This window comes from Kaistia terrae (assembly GCF_026344005.1).
In the GTDB taxonomy this organism is placed as follows: Bacteria; Pseudomonadota; Alphaproteobacteria; order Rhizobiales; family Kaistiaceae; genus Kaistia; species Kaistia terrae.
This window is the reverse complement of record NZ_JAPKNH010000001.1, coordinates 652,799-669,788: the sequence shown is the minus strand read 5'-3', so window position 1 is coordinate 669,788 and position 16,990 is coordinate 652,799. Positions and strand designations below refer to the sequence as shown.

The following is a 16,990-nucleotide window of genomic DNA, read 5'->3' as shown; positions in this document are numbered from 1 at the left end:
AAGGCGTCCCGGAAGGCCAACCTACCGCATCGCGGCCAAAAACCGACAAAAATTAGAACTGGAAGAATGAAAGGAATTTCGCGTGCGGCGAGATGTCCCGCAGACGGAATGGAAAACCGGCCAGAAAGCCCGCAAAGCGAACGGTTCACCATAGCGAGCGTTTTGACAAAAAAATGGGGGCGAATCGCCCCCATTGTCTCAAGCTGGCCGAGATGGATGCTGCCGTGCGCGGGGCACCGATCAGGATCTATCGGGCGCCGGAAGCCTGATTCTTCAGCATGCCGACAATGGCCGTCAGGATAGCGCCACCGGCACCGCCGCCGACCACGTCCGTCACGATCTTGCCGATATCCATGCCAGCCATTGCCGCGCCGGCGTCAGGAGCTGCGCCTCCCATGACGGCCTGCAAGATCTGGCCGAGAATAACACCGCCGATGCCACCGGCGATGGAATTGCCGGTTGTGCCGAGGCTTTTGTCCTTGAGCGCCGAGCCGGCTGCATTGCCGCCAATCAAGCCGGCGACCACCTGAATGATCAAAGGCAGTAGAGTTTCCATGTGAACTCCCTAAGAAGCCGACCGAGCGCGAATCATTCGTGAACGACGTCAGCAAACGAAGGATAAACTTATCACGGACATCGATCTAATATTAATGTCGCTGCGTCGCAGCATAAGTATTCGAGCACCAGGCGTCGTTTCATCGGTGTATTCTCGGCGACTGCCGCGACGACAACCGACATCCCGCGCGCACCGCTCATTCATTCGGAGTGTTGTTTGCCAGGACATAGCTTTTCACGATACGGGCCCACTGCCAGCTCGCCGCGGATAGCGATCCGAAGCCCTGCGGGGCCGCGTAACGGCGATCGAGACGTTGGGCAGCACGGAGGCTCCACCCGACTCGACATGAGCCCACAGCCCCTGCCCCGGGCTCGGCACGAGACAGGCACTGGCCGCGCCAGATGCTGCGAAGCCAAATAGCGTCGCGGACAAGCAAAGCTTGCCTGGGGCGGCGACCGATAGGAAAAGTCTCTGGGAAAGAAATGGCGGGAGTGACGGGGCTCGAACCCGCGACCTCCGGCGTGACAGGCCGGCGCTCTAACCAACTGAGCTACACCCCCGCGGGTGCCCCTTTCGGGTCGATGCAGCCTTGGCCGCACCGTGCAGTCAGACCGGAAGACCAACAAGCCCTGAAGGCTCGATGCGGCTTCCAATCCGCATTCCAAGCAGATTGACGCGATGCAATCCGATGCTCGGTAAAATGAATGGCGGGAGTGACGGGGCTCGAACCCGCGACCTCCGGCGTGACAGGCCGGCGCTCTAACCAACTGAGCTACACCCCCGCTGGGGTCCCTTTCGGGGCGCCGCGGCTCGTCACCGCGTCGTGTTGAGCGCTGAAGTACGGTACCGACCTATCCAAGTCAAGCACGCGATCCAGCACGATTGTGGAAAACCGGTTTAGCCGACGAAAACCGCACGACACCGCCAAAAGGGCGACCAGCACACCCCAAACGCAAGCCGCAGGCAGCGCGCTCCCGCCGGATCGAAGCCAACTATTTCGACGTCCCGGGCGAGCGGCACAAGCAGGCGTCGCCAGATCCGGAGACCTACGGTCCAGAATCGACACAGAGGCCCGCTGGAGGCGATCCGGGGTATCGACGGGGAGATTGTTCGAAAGGTGATTGAGGGGCTCAGGAGGCCGGCGCGCGTGGCGCGGAGGCATGGTGGGCGATGAGAGACTCGAAATCACCTCCCCCACAATCCAAGCATTGAAAACATTACGTTTTTCGACGCTTCCGATGACAAAACCATAGCAGTCAAACCTAGCATTTTCTACCCTATGGAGACCTTCCTATGACCACCAACATCCTCCCCGCCCTGACAGCTGCCACGACAGACACTGAAATGCTCGCCCTCCTCAAGAGCCCCGAGAGCGCCATGGGGTTCGCCATCGAGCACATCGAGGACTTCGAAGTCCGCCAGTTCCTCATCGACTGGACCTCTGGGGCCGACCTGACGCCCTGGGTGGACGCCTGGAGGATCGATCAGGAAGCCGGACAGGGTGCGCCCCGTCACGTTTGAAGCCCTCCACCGAGTAGCACCAGCGCCGCCATCAAGGGGAGTGAGCCTGACACCGGGCCACTCCTCCGCGTTCTCCAGGGGGAAAGAGTTCCATGAGTACCAGACACGTACGCGCACTGTTCGAGGCCAACCGCAGGCTACTGGCAGAGCATCGAGACATCCCGGTTACCGTCGCCTTGACCCTCCTCGGTGTCGCTATTTGGGAGGACCATGTGGACAGCGCCGGTGAATTGATGAGCCTGGAGGACCTCGCGGTGAAGATAGGCACCTCTCCCAGCTCGCTCTCGCAGCACACACGCTACCTCGGACACCGCTACCGAGAGGACAAGCCGGGACTGGGCTTGGTGGAGACCCGAGAGCATCCCCACAGCGGACGGAAGAAGATGTTCCGCCTGACGCCGACAGGTAGGGGTCTCATTCGCCAATTGGATCTGATCCTAAAGAAGGCCGACTAGCGCAGCGGCACGGTCGCCGCCTACACATGGGGACCGTGCCCAATGTCCTCCTACTTGATGGGACAATCGGATCCTGCGACCCAATAGGTGCGCATATGATGGGGCCCAGCGCCCCATCGCGTTTTTCCGCCGCCTTGTAGCAGCAACTTCCGGCCTCCCACCCTCTCTCACCCGATCAATCATCCGCCCGCCTCTCCTCTCAGGTCTCGACCGTGAGGACGCGGGCTTTTTGTTGTCACGAAAGGACCATCACAATGGCACGTCAGCAAGTACGTGAGGTCTCCGCACCCAGCGCTATTCAGGGTGTGGCCTCGCCGGTAGACACCTACGTCCGTCCGGCAGAACCAGGCCGTTCCTCACTGCACGAGCTGGCCGAGGGTCTGGCCGCCTTCGACTCTGGCCTCGGGGGCTACCTCAACAAGAAGAAGGGGGAGAACGACAAGGCCGAAGAGGCTAAGGCCATTGTGGACTTCAACCGGAACAACCAGGTGGGCTGGGCCGAGGCAGTCAAGCAGGGCTTGGTCCCGGCATCTTCCTCGCCCGTCTACATGGCCTCCTACAAGAAGTCCCAGGGCAACCTCGCGGGCCTCCGCCTTGGTGACAAGTCCTCCCTCGACTACCAGTCCTGGGAGGGACGCCATGATGCGGACAGCGCGGGCTACTCGGCGTGGGCCTCCCAGTGGATGTCCGACAACGTGGGCGAGGAGCAGGACCCCGAGGTCCTTCAGGGCCTGGCCCCGCACCTTGAGCGCGTCACGATGGGTGGCCTCAACACCTTCCAGACGGAACGTGACGAGCGCATCAAGGAGGGAGCACGGGCAACCACAGGCGCGACCATCACCCACGCCCTCTCTGAGACCCTGGACGACGGTAGGGCCACGGGAACGACCGACTGGAACGCCTTCTGGGACAAGACCATCGAGGTCCGCACCGAGGCGCTCGCCCGGGGTGAGCAGGAAGCCCCGGTGGACCAGCTCATCGTTGACTCCATCCTCCTCCAGGCCGAGCGGACTTCCGACATGGAGGTCCTCAAGCTCCTCGACAAGAAGCTCCCCGGCAAGGAGCACCCCATGAACTTCGCCCCCAAGATCCGGGAGGCCATGACTGCCTCGCAGAACCGCATCACGGCGGCTCAAGGTGCCACGGGTGGGGAGATCGCCAGGCAGCGCGAGGCGGAAGAGAAGGCCCAGCAGGAGGCCGACAAGGCCGGGGCCTACGCCCTCATCTATCAGAACAAGGAGGTCCCCGAGGAGCTGATCGTCAAGTTGAGCCGCAGGGATGGCGACATCCGCAAGACCCTCCAGGACGCCAAGACCTCCGCCAAGACTGGCTTCCAGCAGGAGGAGGATGTGGGTCTGATGCCCGTCTGGGAGAACATTCATAGCGGCGCTGGCATTGGCTATATCAACGCGATGCGGGATGCCGGCGTCATTAAGAATCAGGCGACCTACCAGAAGGCCCTCGACCGGATGGCTGCCGTGAAGAAGGCGCAGGATGACGGCGGCATCTTCACTGCCCCCACCGCCAAGGACACCGTCAGGTTCCTGACCAACGCAACCGCCCTCTCCAAGACAGAGGCCGCCATCAGCGGGGACATGCCGCTCTCCTCCGAGGCCCTCGAAGCTCTGCACGACTACCGCCATCTCCTCCTCGATTGGGAGAAACGGAACCCCGACGCCTCCATGATGGAGAAGGAGAAAGCGGCGCTGGAAGCTGCCACGATCATCCGCTCCCGGCTCCAGGAGGATGACACCGGGGAGTACGTCAACACCTACCAGTCGGATGCAGACCGCCAGAAGGCTGACGCCGCCGCCTTGGCAGCACAGCAGGCCGCAAAGGCCGAGGCCAAGGGCCAGGCCGACCAGGCGTCAGCGGACGCGGTGACGGACACCATGAACGCCGTCCAGGATGCCACCGGGTACGCCCAGGAGGATGCAGGAAGCTGGTGGCAGTCCGCCCTCGGGTCACTCGGCATTATGGGTGACAACCTGATGGCAGGACCCAATGGGCCCAAGAAGGACCCATTCGCAAGCGAGCCCGAGCCGGTCATTCCCCCAGCGAACCAGCAGGTCGCACCGAATGGCCTCCCAACGTCAGGCGACAACAATACGACCCCGCCTCCGGCCTTCGAGACCCTGAGTCCAGCCCGCAAGGGGGCCGTCGAGTCCTTCTCGCAGCGCAACGGGGTCTCCTTGGAGGAAGCCAACCGGATGTTTCACGAGGAGACGCAGGCCATCATGGGTGAGAGCGGAGATGGGATCGACCCGACCATCACCAACTCCATCCAGCCGGATACCTCTGAGGTCTCCCCCGAGACACGCGAGAAGCTGACGAACCTATTCAGCGCCCCGCCCCGGGTGGAGTCCCTCCGCAAGGCTGGCGTGCCTATGGACGGCATCCTCGGCCTCATCGGACACACCGAGGGAACTGACCGCAGGAACGGCTACAATGAGACCCTGGGTTACGGGGCCTACACGGGCGGAGACGTGAACCTCGTCGGCATGACGCTCGACCAGGTGGACGCCATGCAGACCAAGATGCTGCGCCACAAGAACAACAGGTGGAACTCCTCGGCGTCCGGCCGGTATCAGATCGTCCGCACCACCCTGCGTAGTCTCCGCAAGGATCTCGGCCTCAAGGGTAACGAGATGTTCGATGAGAAGATGCAGGACCGGATGGCGATGCACCTTCTTGAGCGTCGTGGCCTCTCCAAGTGGCAGGCTGGGCAGATGGACGACAAGACGTTCCTCAACAACCTCTCAGCCGAGTGGGCCTCGCTGCCCAAGGCGAACGGTAGGGGAACCTACAAGGGCCAGCGGGCAGCAGCCACCCCGCAGCAGGTCATAAAGGCCCTCCACGGGGGGCCTCCCGGACACTCCTCCGAGAGGCTCACCGCCTCCCTTGGCTCCCCGAACGCACCCAGGGCCTACGCCAAGATCCCTGACGTGGATGGCGAGGGCCGAGCGGGACAGGTGGCCAAGTTCCAGGAGTGGAATAGCGACCCCGTGGCGAACCACGAGGCCAACCTCAAGACCCTCAAGCCAGGGCTCCAGGACGTGATCAGACGGGCCCAGGAGAAGACGGGCATCAAGTTCGTCATAGGGTCCGGCAAGCGTGATGCAGCCAGCCAGAAGAAGGCTGTCGAGTGGGGATGGAGCAAGACCGAAGACAGTGACCACCTGGACGGCAACGCCGTGGACCTCTGGCCTATCGACGCAGAGGGGGCGGTGAACTTCGAGTCGGCCTCCCAGGCGGAGATCGTCAAGGCCATGAAGCAGGCCGCCAAGGAACTCGGCATCAAGCTCGATGTCGGTGCTGACTGGAAGAGCCTCAAGGACAAGCCCCACTTCGCCATCAGGTCCCACCGCTAGGCCAGCATAGGCACCAGCACCCACCACAACAGACATTAACAATCTTTGGGGATGGAGAGCAGCGCCTTTCCGTCCCCATTCTTTTGATGGAGACACCCATGGCCCAAAGGCCAAAGCCTAAAGAGCTTCCCCCAGTAGAGACCATTCGGGAACTCTTTAACTACAACCCCATGTCGGGCATCTTGACGTGGCGCGAACGACCACGAAGCCATTTCACCAGCGATGGCGCGTGGAAGACCTGGAACAAGCGATATGCCGGAAAGCCCGTGGGAGGTAGCAACTCCAGCGGCTACCTCCAGGCACAGATGACGCTCGACTCAAAGCTCTTCCGCCCGCTAGTGCATGTCATTGCGTGGGCGATCCAGACCGGGAAGTGGCCGGACGACTCCGTAGACCACATCAATCACCAGGGCGACGACAACCGTTGGGAGAACCTCCGCGCCGTTACCCATGCGGAAAACACACGGAACCGCACTCCACACAAGAACAACACGTCCGGTGTCACGGGAGTCCATCTCCACGGGAAGAAGTGGCGGGCGCAGATCCGGGATGACCAGGGCGTGCTTAGGGACTTGGGCGGCTTCGACAGTTTGGAGCACGCGACCAGGCGGCGGGCAGCAGCGGAAATCGCTCTAGGTTACCACCCAAATCACGGCATCGACCTAGCCAACGGAGGGGCACCAGGGTTCGCCAAGGGGATCACTATTTGCACAGACCATGACGGAGAGACGGGACGGCTGGTGCAGGACAGGCTCATGGGCGAGGAGGATTGACAATGACCTCCCGAAACTCCCGCCTTCGAGCGGCCCGAGACATCAAGCGTCGCGCCAAGGCTCCCTCGACCTACCCGCCAGAGCACTGTGTGGTGCCCGGGTGCGAACTACCCACTCAGCGCTCCGCTTCACAGGGTCTCAGTGAGGAATATTGCAAGCCGCACCGAGAGCACCTGAGGGCTCACGGTCATGAGCACCGGAAATCGTATTCCAAGGCTGAGCTAATGCCATTCAGGCAGGCGGTCCTTGAGTGGTATCGGCTGCACCAGCATGATGCCCCCGTCAGGATGGCCCTCTCCCGACTGGAAGCCCTCATGTCCTCTCAAGGCCGCAGTCAGGACGCCTACCGCCAACGGAGCATGTCCCCAGAGGGCAAAGCCAGGAACACCCTCGCGAGGCTGCATGAGGCCGGAAAGACGGCAGAGCAACTCTTCCTCATCGTTCTGACCATCCAGGCGACACAGGCCGAGTTGGGACCCTGGGGAGCCCCCGACTGGGAGGCCGTCCAGATCAGCAAGCAGGCAAAGCGGCTCCGAGGGGCGGCCGGGACGCACTATCCAGATGGGACCTCCCGCTACCCTCGAAGTGAAGGGCTCTATCTCCGACACCTGGGTAGGATGATTGAGGAACGAGCCTCCATAGCTTTCGGCAGCGACACCATCGATCACATCAGAGCGCAGGCAAGGCCAGCCGCAAAGGTCTCCCGTCCTCCAGCACGACCTCCGAGGGACGACTCCAGGGACGAACTCCGACGCATGGAGGCCTTCCTGGGACTGTTCGGGGCAGGCGGTCGGACAACCATCGTGGGAGGATGAATATGGAACGATTTGACGAGTCATTGAGTGAACAATCAAGCGGCAGAAAGGGCCCGCGAGTGAGCAATGAGGAGCCCCCCACGTCCATCTTTCTGGACCCCTGGCTGACCGCGAAGGGAGACGCCTTAACCGCCCTCGTGGACCACCTCATGTCCATCACCGTGCCTACCTCCCCGACCCGCATCAGGTCTCTCCGCCGTGACGCCGCCGAGCGTAGGCGCTTCGTGATGGGCAACATCGCGGCCAACCTCACGCACCTTGCCTTGAGTCCCTGTCACGAGCTGGGAAACCTCTTGGCAATCTCAACCGCCAAGACCAAGCCGACCCGGTACGACCGCAAGGACTACCCTCAGGGAATACTCAAGGGAGTCGTGCAGTCTTTGCAGGAAGCCGGGCTGCTTGTGGTTCACCCCTATGTCTTCAAACAGCGTACGACGACCGTGGAGCCGAGCGCCGAGTTCGTGACCCTCATGGACCGTCATAGGGTCCGCCTCGGGGACATTGGGCGGGACATGGGAGGCGAGACCATCTGGCTTCGGGCACGAGATGACCAAGAGAAGGACGAACCACGCCGCCGCCAACATGCTCCGCTTGGAAAACATCTGGTGCCATACGTCGACACCGAGGAGACCATGAGGTTCCGCGCCGAGATGGAACACATCAACACGATACTCAACGATGCCGGGATAGCCTACGCCAGGGAGCCAATAGGACCGCTGGCCTTGCGGCGATCCTTTCTCATCAGGTCTGCCCACTCCCCTCAAGCGTTCGATCTCAATGGTCGCATCGCTGGGGGCTTCTGGCAGACCCTCAAGACACGCAGGCGGTATCTCATCACCATCGGCGGAGAGGATATCGCGGACCTGGACTATGTCTCGGCCTTTGCTGTTCTGGCCTATCTCAAAGCCACCGGAAGCCTCCCGGATGGAGACCCCTACGACGTTCCCGGCCTGGAGGAACACCGGGACGGGGCCAAGCTGGCGATGATCTCCCTGCTATCCCGAAAGGGCGACATGAAGCTCCTTGCCCCGAAACTCAAGGCCGCGCTCCCCGAGGGCTGGACCGCGAGGCGGCTTGTCGAGGCAATGATGCTAAGGCATCCGGCCATCGCGCATCTACTCGGGCGGGATGTTGGCGTAGAACTCATGCATACCGAGAGCCGCGTGCTCATGGCCGTGCTTCTGGAATTGGCCGACCGAGGCATTCCGGCCCTTCCGGTTCATGACGGAATAAACGTGAGGGGTTCCGACCGAGCGGAGGCCGTGAATGTCATGCAATCGGTCTCGGCAAAACTGCTAGGCGTGGCGTTGCCCGTGAAGGAGAAGCCGATTTGGAGGCCTCAGGTGGCCTTGGTGGCTTAACTTGCCACTATACCTCCCTCCCAGTCTCTCTCCCTCTAGGAGTAAGAGATCGGTCTCTCTTCTCATCATCGACCTAGGCCGGGAGGAGAGACCCAAGGGGCAACATGAGGCGGGGGAGAGGAGCGCCTGACATCAGTGCTCAATGTGATTGGCCTCCTCCCGGACAACTCTCTGTCTGGACCTGCGGTCTGAGGAGGATGGAGAGGGTTCACCTCCTCCCCACCCAGTCACCTACGCACTCCCCTCAAGTCTCCCCCTTAGGCCCCATCGCGTCCTTCCCTCCAGTACTGTCAGAAGGTCTCCGCGCGGAGGCGGGCATGCCCCAAGGTCCGCCCTTGGGAGCCGCTCCAGGTCTCCTGACGCTGAAGGAAGATTGCATCCACCCAATGTTTCATCTCCCAATTGCATCAATGGGCACATATGATGGCCCCATGCTCAGGGGCTGCTTTTGCCGTCATGTATGAATTTCTCGGGAATCTCGATGAGAACACCTTCCTTATTCGAACGCAGTCTCGGAAAGACAATCCGAGCTGCATTTGGGGTTGAAACAAAGGTCTTTCGTTTCGGAGACGATGACGGCGTCGTTGATTGCGCCATCGTGAGCGGACGCAACTTTCCGGTCGAAGGGGTGACTTCATACGGCTCGGTAGGATTGAGCCAAACTGTTCAGCAAGCGGGAGATGTTGAGGTGAAAGTGGAGGTCGTGACTGCCTGCGCCTCAGACACACCGCACGTCGATAGCTTATTGTCGAGCTGCGTATTCGACTGTTTCAAAAACCGGACAAATATCTCGTACGGCTCACTAATCCCCGATATCATAGACCAGTATGGAATTTCGCGGACGCTTCGACACGTAACGTTCGTCGCCCCCTTTCTATGGCCCGCGCTAGACAAAATCGAAGTCGAAGGACAAGTAATTTACTGCTTGTTGATGGTGCCAATTTCGGACGGGGAAAAAGCCTACCTTGAGAGCAACGGCATCGATGCGCTTGAGGCGCTCTTCGATAATGCACAGATCGACATCTTTGATATAAACCGGGCCTCCGTAGTAAGCTGAGCCCTAGAGTGTGCCCTCTCCTGCATTCTATGCACTCTCCTCAGGTCCTACCTACGCCTCCAGACCTCAAGGCCTCCATCGCGGGCCCTAGAGAAATCGACCGACTTGCAGGCCCGAAAGCTGACCAACAGGGTCGCGCTGATGCTGGTTGCCTTCGCCATCACCGTCTACGCCTTAGACGTGACTCGGTAGGGAGACACCATGCCGGAACTCGTCACCAAAGATGACCTCCGAGCCGCCCTGCGCGTCCTGGAGCTTCGCCTCCTCCTCATGCTCGGCGTCATGGTCGCTGGGCTCGTCCTCGCCGTGGTCACGATCAGAGCGCTGCCCTAGGCCGTGAACTCACAAATACGAAATGACTGGTGTGGGGGTGGGAAGCCGACTGGCGGCTCGTGATGGTGTTGCAGATCGTCAGTGGTTCGGCTCAGCCTCGGCCGCAACTGGCTTGGCAACCACATTTCCCGGAAACGACAGCCAACGAACCAAGTCCGCGCGATAGGCCTCATCTTTTTCCGACAATGCGGCTAACCCTATGGACAGGTCGACTTTGAGAAAAACCTCGGCATAGCGGCCGTCTTCAATGCCATCGTCTAGAAAGAGCTTCATGCGGACCAGACCGTCAGCAATAAACGCTGGATCCGTGTTTATCCCGACGGCGAGGCATTCGATGCTGTTGGCGAATTTCCATCTAGTAGCGATGTCGCGATCGTTTCTGGCAAAGAAATTGACCAGCGGCCATCTACTTTTGGGTCGCGACGTAGGGATACCATAGTGCTCGGCGATCAGGGCCAGGAGCCGGTCACTTTGAATGCCGCACGAGCATAGCGTGATCGATCCCCAAAAACTGTAAAGGGCATCATCCCCATCGAAATCGATCTGCTCGCGCCATCCGGAAACCGGGATGATCGCCATGAAGCCGACTGGCTCATGTGGTGTCGCATCGGCGCGGAATTCCAACCGCCAGCAGGAGCCGGCTTCGTCGTAAACGGCTTCAACAATGTCGAAGGTCAAGTCGCACATCGGCGCGAGGCCGTCGCCTGGCTCCTCCAGGTTGCTGAAAACATGAATCACTGGCTGCGCCCTCGCACTGCGAATTGCATTTCGCTCGCTTCATAGCTTTGCGCAAGGGTAGGTGTCCGCTTGGGAGTCGGCAACCCAGGGTCAGCCTATATGTCTCGTAGAATTAGGCTTATGCGCTAGCCTTATTAGTGAACACGCTCGCGCGGCTGCTAGGCGTGGAGTTACCCGTGAAGGATAAGCGATATGGCGGCCGCAAGCGCTCTTGGCCACTAGTGCCCTTCAAGTCTCCCCTCTAGGAGAAGGAGCCGCGAGCACAAACGGTCTCTCTTCTCATCATCGACCTCTAGACCGAGAGGGGGACCTGAGGGGCGACATGAGGCGGGGAACTGAGGCCTTGCTTCAGTGCTCAATGTGATTGGCCTCCTCCCGGAAGCCCCCTGGCCTCGCCTCACGGCCGAGAGAGAGGGTGGAGGGATCAATCCCCACCTCCCCCCAGTCACCCAATGCACTCCCCCGCAAATCTCCCCCCCAACCAGCCAGCCTCCAGCCCCCCTACCGTCCGCCCCATGTCTCCCGCGAGGCATTCCATCCCGTCCTATCCGGGGTGGGGTGATCCTAGGCGCACGGAGACAGTCCTCCAATGACGCTTCGGGCTCACTAGAAGCCGATGGTCGGCAATTTGAATGCCGACTTCAAATCTGACTGTCCACACTCAATTCATTCGGCCCAAGACGATATCACCTGCGCTCTATTTTGGCCTTCTCAATCAGGGCATCCACGCGGGCTATAAGCCTCGCCAAGCCATCCTCATCCGGCATTCCGCCAGAAAACTCGTCGGAGTTGGAATGGCCCTCCAAGAGCCGAGAGGTATCGTCCTGCAAGGCAACAATTTCATCCGCTACTTCATCGGACCAGCTAATCTTGCTAACGGCACCGAGCCGAATCTGTTCATTCCAACGTCGTACGGTGTCTTTGAACAGGTGAACGAGGACGACTTCCTCAATCGTACGGCGAAGTGCTCCCGCGCCGCTACGAACCAAGTCCACCTTCTCGCGGCCGTCCGCCTTTCTGGCACGCTCCAAGAACTCCTTGGCCTTTGTGGTCTTCCGGTAGATTCTGGTGTTGGCTGGTGTCTCGTCGATGTTCACATGGCCAGGCATGCCACTATGGCGCTCGATCCAATGTCCGACAACCGAATGACCCGTATTCTCGGCATAGTCCGAGAGAAGCGTCAAAAACACCAGATCGTGTGTGAAGACAATGACTTGCCGGACGCCCGCTTCTTCCACGAGTCTTCTGGCGATGGAGATCTTTCGCTGATGGTCCAGCGAAGTGACCGGATCATCAAGTACGATAGCAGCGCTGGTCGGGTTGAGATTTACCTCTGTAAGAAAATCCGCCAGCGACAAGGCCCGCTGCTCGCCCTCACTGAAAATCTCATCAGGCTTGTGGCCGCCCTTAGCCTTAAAACCTCGCAGCGTCTTTCCTGCGCTTCCCCGAGCCTTGAAGTCAAATGGGAGTGAGCAATCGAGCTTGGCGCATTCGTCCTTCAGGCGCTTCTTGTAGTTACCCTCAATCAGCTTTTCGAAAACGATCTTCTGGCGATCGGTCACGAAACGCGGGCTAGGACGCGACCCGCCCGCCTTCACGATCCAAACTAGGTCCTCGACGTGGGCGACAACGTCGCCGATATTCTTGCTCAGCACTTGGCGTTGTCGAAGCGCGATATGCTCGGCCTTCAGCTTGGCGAGAAGCTCATCGAATTTGCCGTCACGGAGCGCGGCAGCCTGCACTTCTATTTCTTCCAAGGCTTTCGCCAGCGCTTCGTTGGGGAGATTAAAATCGCCGGTCGGAAGCTCGGCCCTTGCACCTATCTCCAGAGTAGCGACAAGCGCGTTGCGTCGTCCGTCGAAGGAAGCCGAGACCTCGTCGATTTCGGAAACCAGCGCAGGATTGATCTTGGAAAGGTCAGCTCGGATCCGACTGTCGCCAGGCAGCAGAGCGCAATCCAGTGCCCTGATCTGCGCGATATAAGCATTGAGACGCTCGTCAGCGGCCACGGCGGACTTACGTGCTTCATGGTCCAGAAAACCCCACATTCGATTAATGAGGGTGGCGGATGGTGCATCGAGTGGACGATGGCAGAGCAAACAGGGGTCGCCTTCCTCCGGATAGGTATCGCCCTCAGTCTGGCCCAACTTTCGGCTTGAAAGCACAAAGTCATCCCAGCCGGCTGATCCTGTTTGGCTTAACCGCGGATTAGAGACGATGTCACTTCCGGCCTTGAACGCCGCCAGAAGCACGGCCTGGTGCTCATCAAGAAGTCCGCGTGCTTCCTCCAGGGCGGCCTCAGCGAATTTTCCGGCGAACTCCGTGACCTTCTTTTGAAGTGCTTCAATGTCGGTCTTGGCTGTCGCCAGCGCCTTGACCGTTTCGACAGGCGATTTGGCGAGAAGCCCCTTTTCTTGCCGCGCCAACTCATCGAGCCTCTCCTGTTCGGCATCGCCAAAGATGGCAAGCGCGCTCAATGCGGCAAGGTCCGACTTATGATTTAGTGCGTCGATCTGTTCCGCAATCGGACCAGGGTCCGAAAAGAGTTGATTGAACTTATTCGGCCGCGTCTTCTGACTAATGTCGGCTTCGAGTTTCTGAGTAATGAGGCCGATGGCGCGGATCGCTTCATCAAAGACGTCGAACCCCGCGGGCTGAAACCCCAGCTCATTTTCCTTGGCCAAATGGATACGAGCGACGAAGGAATCGAAAACGCTCACGCGCTTAAGATCACTATGTTCGTCACCGTCAGTGAAGGTGACCTCCTCGTCAGGGCCATTGCCTCGGTCGATGATAAACTGGGCGGTTGCCGGTGTGTCCGGCGCGTCATCATAGTAGATGTTGCGAATGATCTGGGGACTGGAGCGACTGAAACAGGCGCGGGACAGAACGCGGGAAAAGCCGGTCTTTCCGGCACCATTTTGGCCATAAATGACCGTGAGCTGGGGGCCGAAGGTAAGATGCGAAACGTCGGGGATGGCGTTCACATTGTTCAGAGACCTCACGGCTTGCAGAGCGAGCGGCGTCCCCTCTACGGCGGCGCGGCCCGTGACCGACTCCGGCACGTCAGGCAACTCTTCGTCGCCCTTATCAAGACCCTTTTCTCGCAGAAACAGTCGATAGACCTCGTCGATGCGCTCGCTGCTGAGCATTCCATCTCGAACGGCATGGGAGATGATGTGGCGCTGCCATGCTACGATGGACTTGCCCCAGCTATTAAGCTCGTCCCAAATGCTGGTTTGGGGCAACTCGTCCAGAGTAACCTGCGACGCCGCCAAACGTTCGCCCACGGCGCCAAGCTCATTCATCATGTGAGTCCCCCCGAACTCCCAGCACTTACGTGCAAAGATTCATTCCATCGAAGATCTATAGATAGTCTGCCACACTATCGTGGGTTGGATATCGCTGGAATGCAACATTGAGGCACGGCCCCTCCCCACCATCCGACCGATAACGTCTGCTTTTGGATTCGCCTTCAAGCCCAACCGACCGGCGGCATTTATGTCCCAGTGGACCTGATCCTTACGGTGCCATTTGGAGGGAGCGGCATTAGGAGGGCTCTGCGCAAACTTGTGGGCCGACGGGAATGGTGCGAAGCAAGCGTCAGGCCCCACACCGAGGAGCAACGCCATGCCTGCCCCCGCTACAAAAGACGATCTCAAGGCCAGTCTCGCGGACTTGAACGCGCTATTCGCCTTGCAGGTCCGAAAGCTGACTGTCCGCTTCGCGCTGATGATGCTGGCCTTCGTCGCCATCGTCTATGTTCTGCATGTGAGCAGCTAGGAGGCAGAGAGTCCCCATGTCGGAACTCGTCACCAAAGATCACCTCAGGGCGGCCCTGCACATTTCCACCATGCGCCTTGGCCTGATGATCGGCATCACGTTCTTCGGGCTGTTCGTGGCCTCAGTCTTAGTGCTGGCGCGGGCGTAGCCCCCCTCGTCATAGTGCCCTTGCTGTTAGGGCAATCAGCTTCGCTGCCGGTTCCAGCATGAATTGCGCCGCGATTGTTCCGGCGAGACGGCTCACGATCATCCACACGACGACCTTGCGGAAAAAGCCCTCGGTAGCGTCACCGCTTATGGTGTCGTCCGTCAGGCCAGCCAGGTAGGGATCGATCATGATGAAGAGCATGATGGTCGCCACGCCGTTGATGACCGAGGAGAGCGTGCTGGATGTCACCCGTAGCTCGGGCGAGATAGTACCGGCATAGATCGCCGCAAGGACCCCCACTGTCCAAAGCGCACTCGCTGCGAAGTTCATCAGGATGACGCCGATAGGGACGCCAGAGGGCCGCCTCAGTTGGATAAGGTTCTGATAACTGGGAACCGCCGCCGACTCGACCAAGAGCGAAATGCCACGTGGCGTCACAGACCGAAGCAGCAGGCGCAGCACCGAGCGATTTCGCCTGAAGCTTGAGACCGCCGTGGTGGAGTACCTTTGGAACGTCGGGATCAGCAGACCGCCCACCAGGGTAGCGGCCGAGGCAGTGGCGATGATCAACATGAAGTCAAACTGGAGATTGTAGAGCGACGGGCCATCAATCGTCGTCTCCACACGCTTCGCCAGGAACGGCCCCTGGAAGGAGTTCGACGTGCGCGAGACCAGAACCAAGATGTTGAACAGCGAGAAAGCGACCGCAATGCGGCCCGTACGGATACCCGCAATCCTGAAGGCATAGGCCAAGGTGCCGATGAGGTGGATCACAAAGGTGAGCCCGAGGATGAGGGCTAGCTGAAGGTCCATACGTGCGATCCAATTCCGGTACAACCCTCCCTAGCCGACTCCCGGAAAAGCTCCAAGGGTCCGCCGCGCGATCCATCCAACATACGTGGCAATTGGTCAGCTTCCCCCCTCATGCCCCCCCGCCAAACTGGCCCGGGGTCTCGACCATGGGGCACCCCTCAGTCCAGCGGCACCGGGCCCCTACGCCACCCCATTGTGTCGATCTCCCAGCCACCTCACTAGCCTGCGTTCGCTTGCCACCCAAATGGGTATACCTTTAGCGAACCTTTGTGGAATTGGTTCGATAAATACTCTTTGACAACCCAAAGCGAACCAATAATAATGAGACCATGTAAATCGAACTGAGGGGGTCTCACCATGTTCGTCCGCGCCTATCTCCGCGCCTCCACCAAGGAACAAGATGCCAGCCGCGCCAAAACGGACCTAGAGGCATTCGCCAAGGAGCGGGGGCTGAGGATTGCTGCCACCTACCTGGAGAACGAGAGCGGCGCATCGCTGGCCCGCCCCGAGCTATTCCGCCTCCTCTCAGACTGCCAGCCGGGAGACATCCTCCTCATCGAGCAGGTAGACCGCTTGAGCCGCCTCAACACGGCCGACTGGGAGCGCCTCAAGGACGAGATCAGGCAGCGCCGGGTTCGCATCGTCGCCCTCGACCTCCCAACCTCCCACGGCATGGCGACCGCCAAGGAGGACGACTTCACGTCCCGCATGCTGGACGCTCTCAATGGGATGCTCCTGGACATGCTCGCCGCAATCGCCCGCAAGGACTATGAGGATCGGCGCAGGCGTCAGGCGCAGGGCATCATCAAGGCCAAGGAGGAAGGTCGCTACAAGGGCCGCCCTGAGGACGAGGGACGCAACGCCGCCATCATGCAGATGCTCAAGAGCGGACAAAGCTGGAATAGCATCGTGGCGGCTACGGGGGCGTCTCGGAGCACCCTGTCGCGGCTGGCAAAGAGGATGACGGAGGAGGCGTGAGAAGGAGCATGAATCGGCCCGCGACTCCAGGGCCCTAGCGCTGGAGCGACCGGCTTATGTCGGTCAAAATCCCCAGGCTAATACCGAACACAATCATCATTAGACCCTTGTCTATTGCCTCGCCTGTGCTTGATCCGAGTATGCGGGTAGCCATCGCCTGATAGTCCTCAGACGTGGCAATGCCAAAACCCATACCTGCCCTGAGTGCGCCGAACAGCACAGCGAGCCATGCAATCAACTGACCTAGTCTAGTGAACAACATCATCATTTTTGCAATCTGGAGTGACG

General features: G+C 60.1%; 15 protein-coding genes and 2 tRNA genes. 11 read left to right on the top strand and 6 right to left on the bottom strand.

The features are described from left to right. Positions 1–247: 247 nt before the first annotated feature. The 3 genes from OSH12_RS03095 to OSH12_RS03085 all read right to left on the bottom strand — a co-directional run bounded on the left by OSH12_RS03095 (position 248) and on the right by OSH12_RS03085 (position 1,338). Positions 248–556 carry a hypothetical protein gene (locus OSH12_RS03095; RefSeq protein WP_266342024.1) on the bottom strand — a complete coding sequence of 103 codons (309 nt, stop codon included), beginning with the start codon at positions 554–556 and terminating at the stop codon, positions 248–250. A 483-nt stretch (positions 557–1,039) separates the two neighbouring features. Then, positions 1,040–1,116, bottom strand: a tRNA-Asp gene (locus OSH12_RS03090). A gap of 145 nt (positions 1,117–1,261) precedes the next feature. Next, positions 1,262–1,338, bottom strand: a tRNA-Asp gene (locus OSH12_RS03085). Between the two features lie 511 nt (positions 1,339–1,849). Here OSH12_RS03085 and OSH12_RS03080 point away from each other — a divergent pair. The 8 genes from OSH12_RS03080 (at position 1,850) to OSH12_RS03045 (ending at position 10,242) form a co-directional block, all read left to right on the top strand. Then, positions 1,850–2,077, top strand: a complete 228-nt coding sequence (locus tag OSH12_RS03080) for a hypothetical protein (protein WP_266342023.1) — start codon at positions 1,850–1,852, stop codon at positions 2,075–2,077. A 92-nt stretch (positions 2,078–2,169) separates the two neighbouring features. Further along, complete coding sequence (locus OSH12_RS03075) at positions 2,170–2,532, top strand: helix-turn-helix domain-containing protein (protein WP_266342022.1); 363 nt, start codon at positions 2,170–2,172, stop codon at positions 2,530–2,532. Between the two features lie 254 nt (positions 2,533–2,786). Then, entirely contained in the window at positions 2,787–5,903 is a 3,117-nt protein-coding gene (locus tag OSH12_RS03070; RefSeq protein WP_266342021.1) for a M15 family metallopeptidase, read from the top strand. A gap of 98 nt (positions 5,904–6,001) precedes the next feature. Continuing rightward, positions 6,002–6,676, top strand: a complete 675-nt coding sequence (locus OSH12_RS03065) for an HNH endonuclease signature motif containing protein (RefSeq protein ID WP_266342020.1) — start codon at positions 6,002–6,004, stop codon at positions 6,674–6,676. 224 nt (positions 6,677–6,900) lie between these two features. Then, entirely contained in the window at positions 6,901–7,491 is a 591-nt protein-coding gene (locus tag OSH12_RS03060) for a hypothetical protein (protein ID WP_266342019.1), read from the top strand. 2 nt (positions 7,492–7,493) lie between these two features. Further along, entirely contained in the window at positions 7,494–8,852 is a 1,359-nt protein-coding gene (locus tag OSH12_RS03055) for a hypothetical protein (protein WP_266342018.1), read from the top strand. A gap of 481 nt (positions 8,853–9,333) precedes the next feature. Further along, positions 9,334–9,909, top strand: a complete 576-nt coding sequence (locus OSH12_RS03050; protein WP_266342017.1) for a suppressor of fused domain protein — start codon at positions 9,334–9,336, stop codon at positions 9,907–9,909. A 201-nt stretch (positions 9,910–10,110) separates the two neighbouring features. Next, positions 10,111–10,242 (top strand): hypothetical protein, encoded by a 132-nt coding sequence (locus tag OSH12_RS03045; RefSeq protein WP_266342016.1) that lies wholly within the window; start codon positions 10,111–10,113, stop codon positions 10,240–10,242. 78 nt (positions 10,243–10,320) lie between these two features. Here OSH12_RS03045 and OSH12_RS03040 read toward each other — a convergent pair whose 3' ends face one another. Together OSH12_RS03040 and OSH12_RS03035 are read right to left on the bottom strand one after the other, a co-directional pair. Continuing rightward, positions 10,321–10,980 (bottom strand): hypothetical protein, encoded by a 660-nt coding sequence (locus OSH12_RS03040; RefSeq protein ID WP_266342015.1) that lies wholly within the window; start codon positions 10,978–10,980, stop codon positions 10,321–10,323. A gap of 686 nt (positions 10,981–11,666) precedes the next feature. Beyond that, complete coding sequence (locus OSH12_RS03035) at positions 11,667–14,291, bottom strand: AAA family ATPase (protein ID WP_266342014.1); 2,625 nt, start codon at positions 14,289–14,291, stop codon at positions 11,667–11,669. A gap of 319 nt (positions 14,292–14,610) precedes the next feature. Between OSH12_RS03035 and OSH12_RS03030 the strand changes: the two genes are divergently transcribed. Both OSH12_RS03030 and OSH12_RS03025 read left to right on the top strand, forming a co-directional pair. Beyond that, entirely contained in the window at positions 14,611–14,763 is a 153-nt protein-coding gene (locus OSH12_RS03030; RefSeq protein WP_266342013.1) for a hypothetical protein, read from the top strand. A 16-nt stretch (positions 14,764–14,779) separates the two neighbouring features. Then, positions 14,780–14,911 (top strand): hypothetical protein, encoded by a 132-nt coding sequence (locus OSH12_RS03025; protein ID WP_266342012.1) that lies wholly within the window; start codon positions 14,780–14,782, stop codon positions 14,909–14,911. Between the two features lie 9 nt (positions 14,912–14,920). Here the strand turns inward: OSH12_RS03025 and OSH12_RS03020 are convergent, their stop codons facing one another. Further along, a complete protein-coding gene (locus tag OSH12_RS03020) occupies positions 14,921–15,724 on the bottom strand; it encodes a lipid II flippase Amj family protein (protein ID WP_266342011.1) in 804 nt (267 codons plus the stop codon). A 357-nt stretch (positions 15,725–16,081) separates the two neighbouring features. On the opposite strand from OSH12_RS03020, the gene OSH12_RS03015 reads away from it, so the two are divergent. Beyond that, positions 16,082–16,702, top strand: a complete 621-nt coding sequence (locus OSH12_RS03015) for a recombinase family protein (RefSeq protein WP_266342010.1) — start codon at positions 16,082–16,084, stop codon at positions 16,700–16,702. Positions 16,703–16,990: the final 288 nt, after the last annotated feature.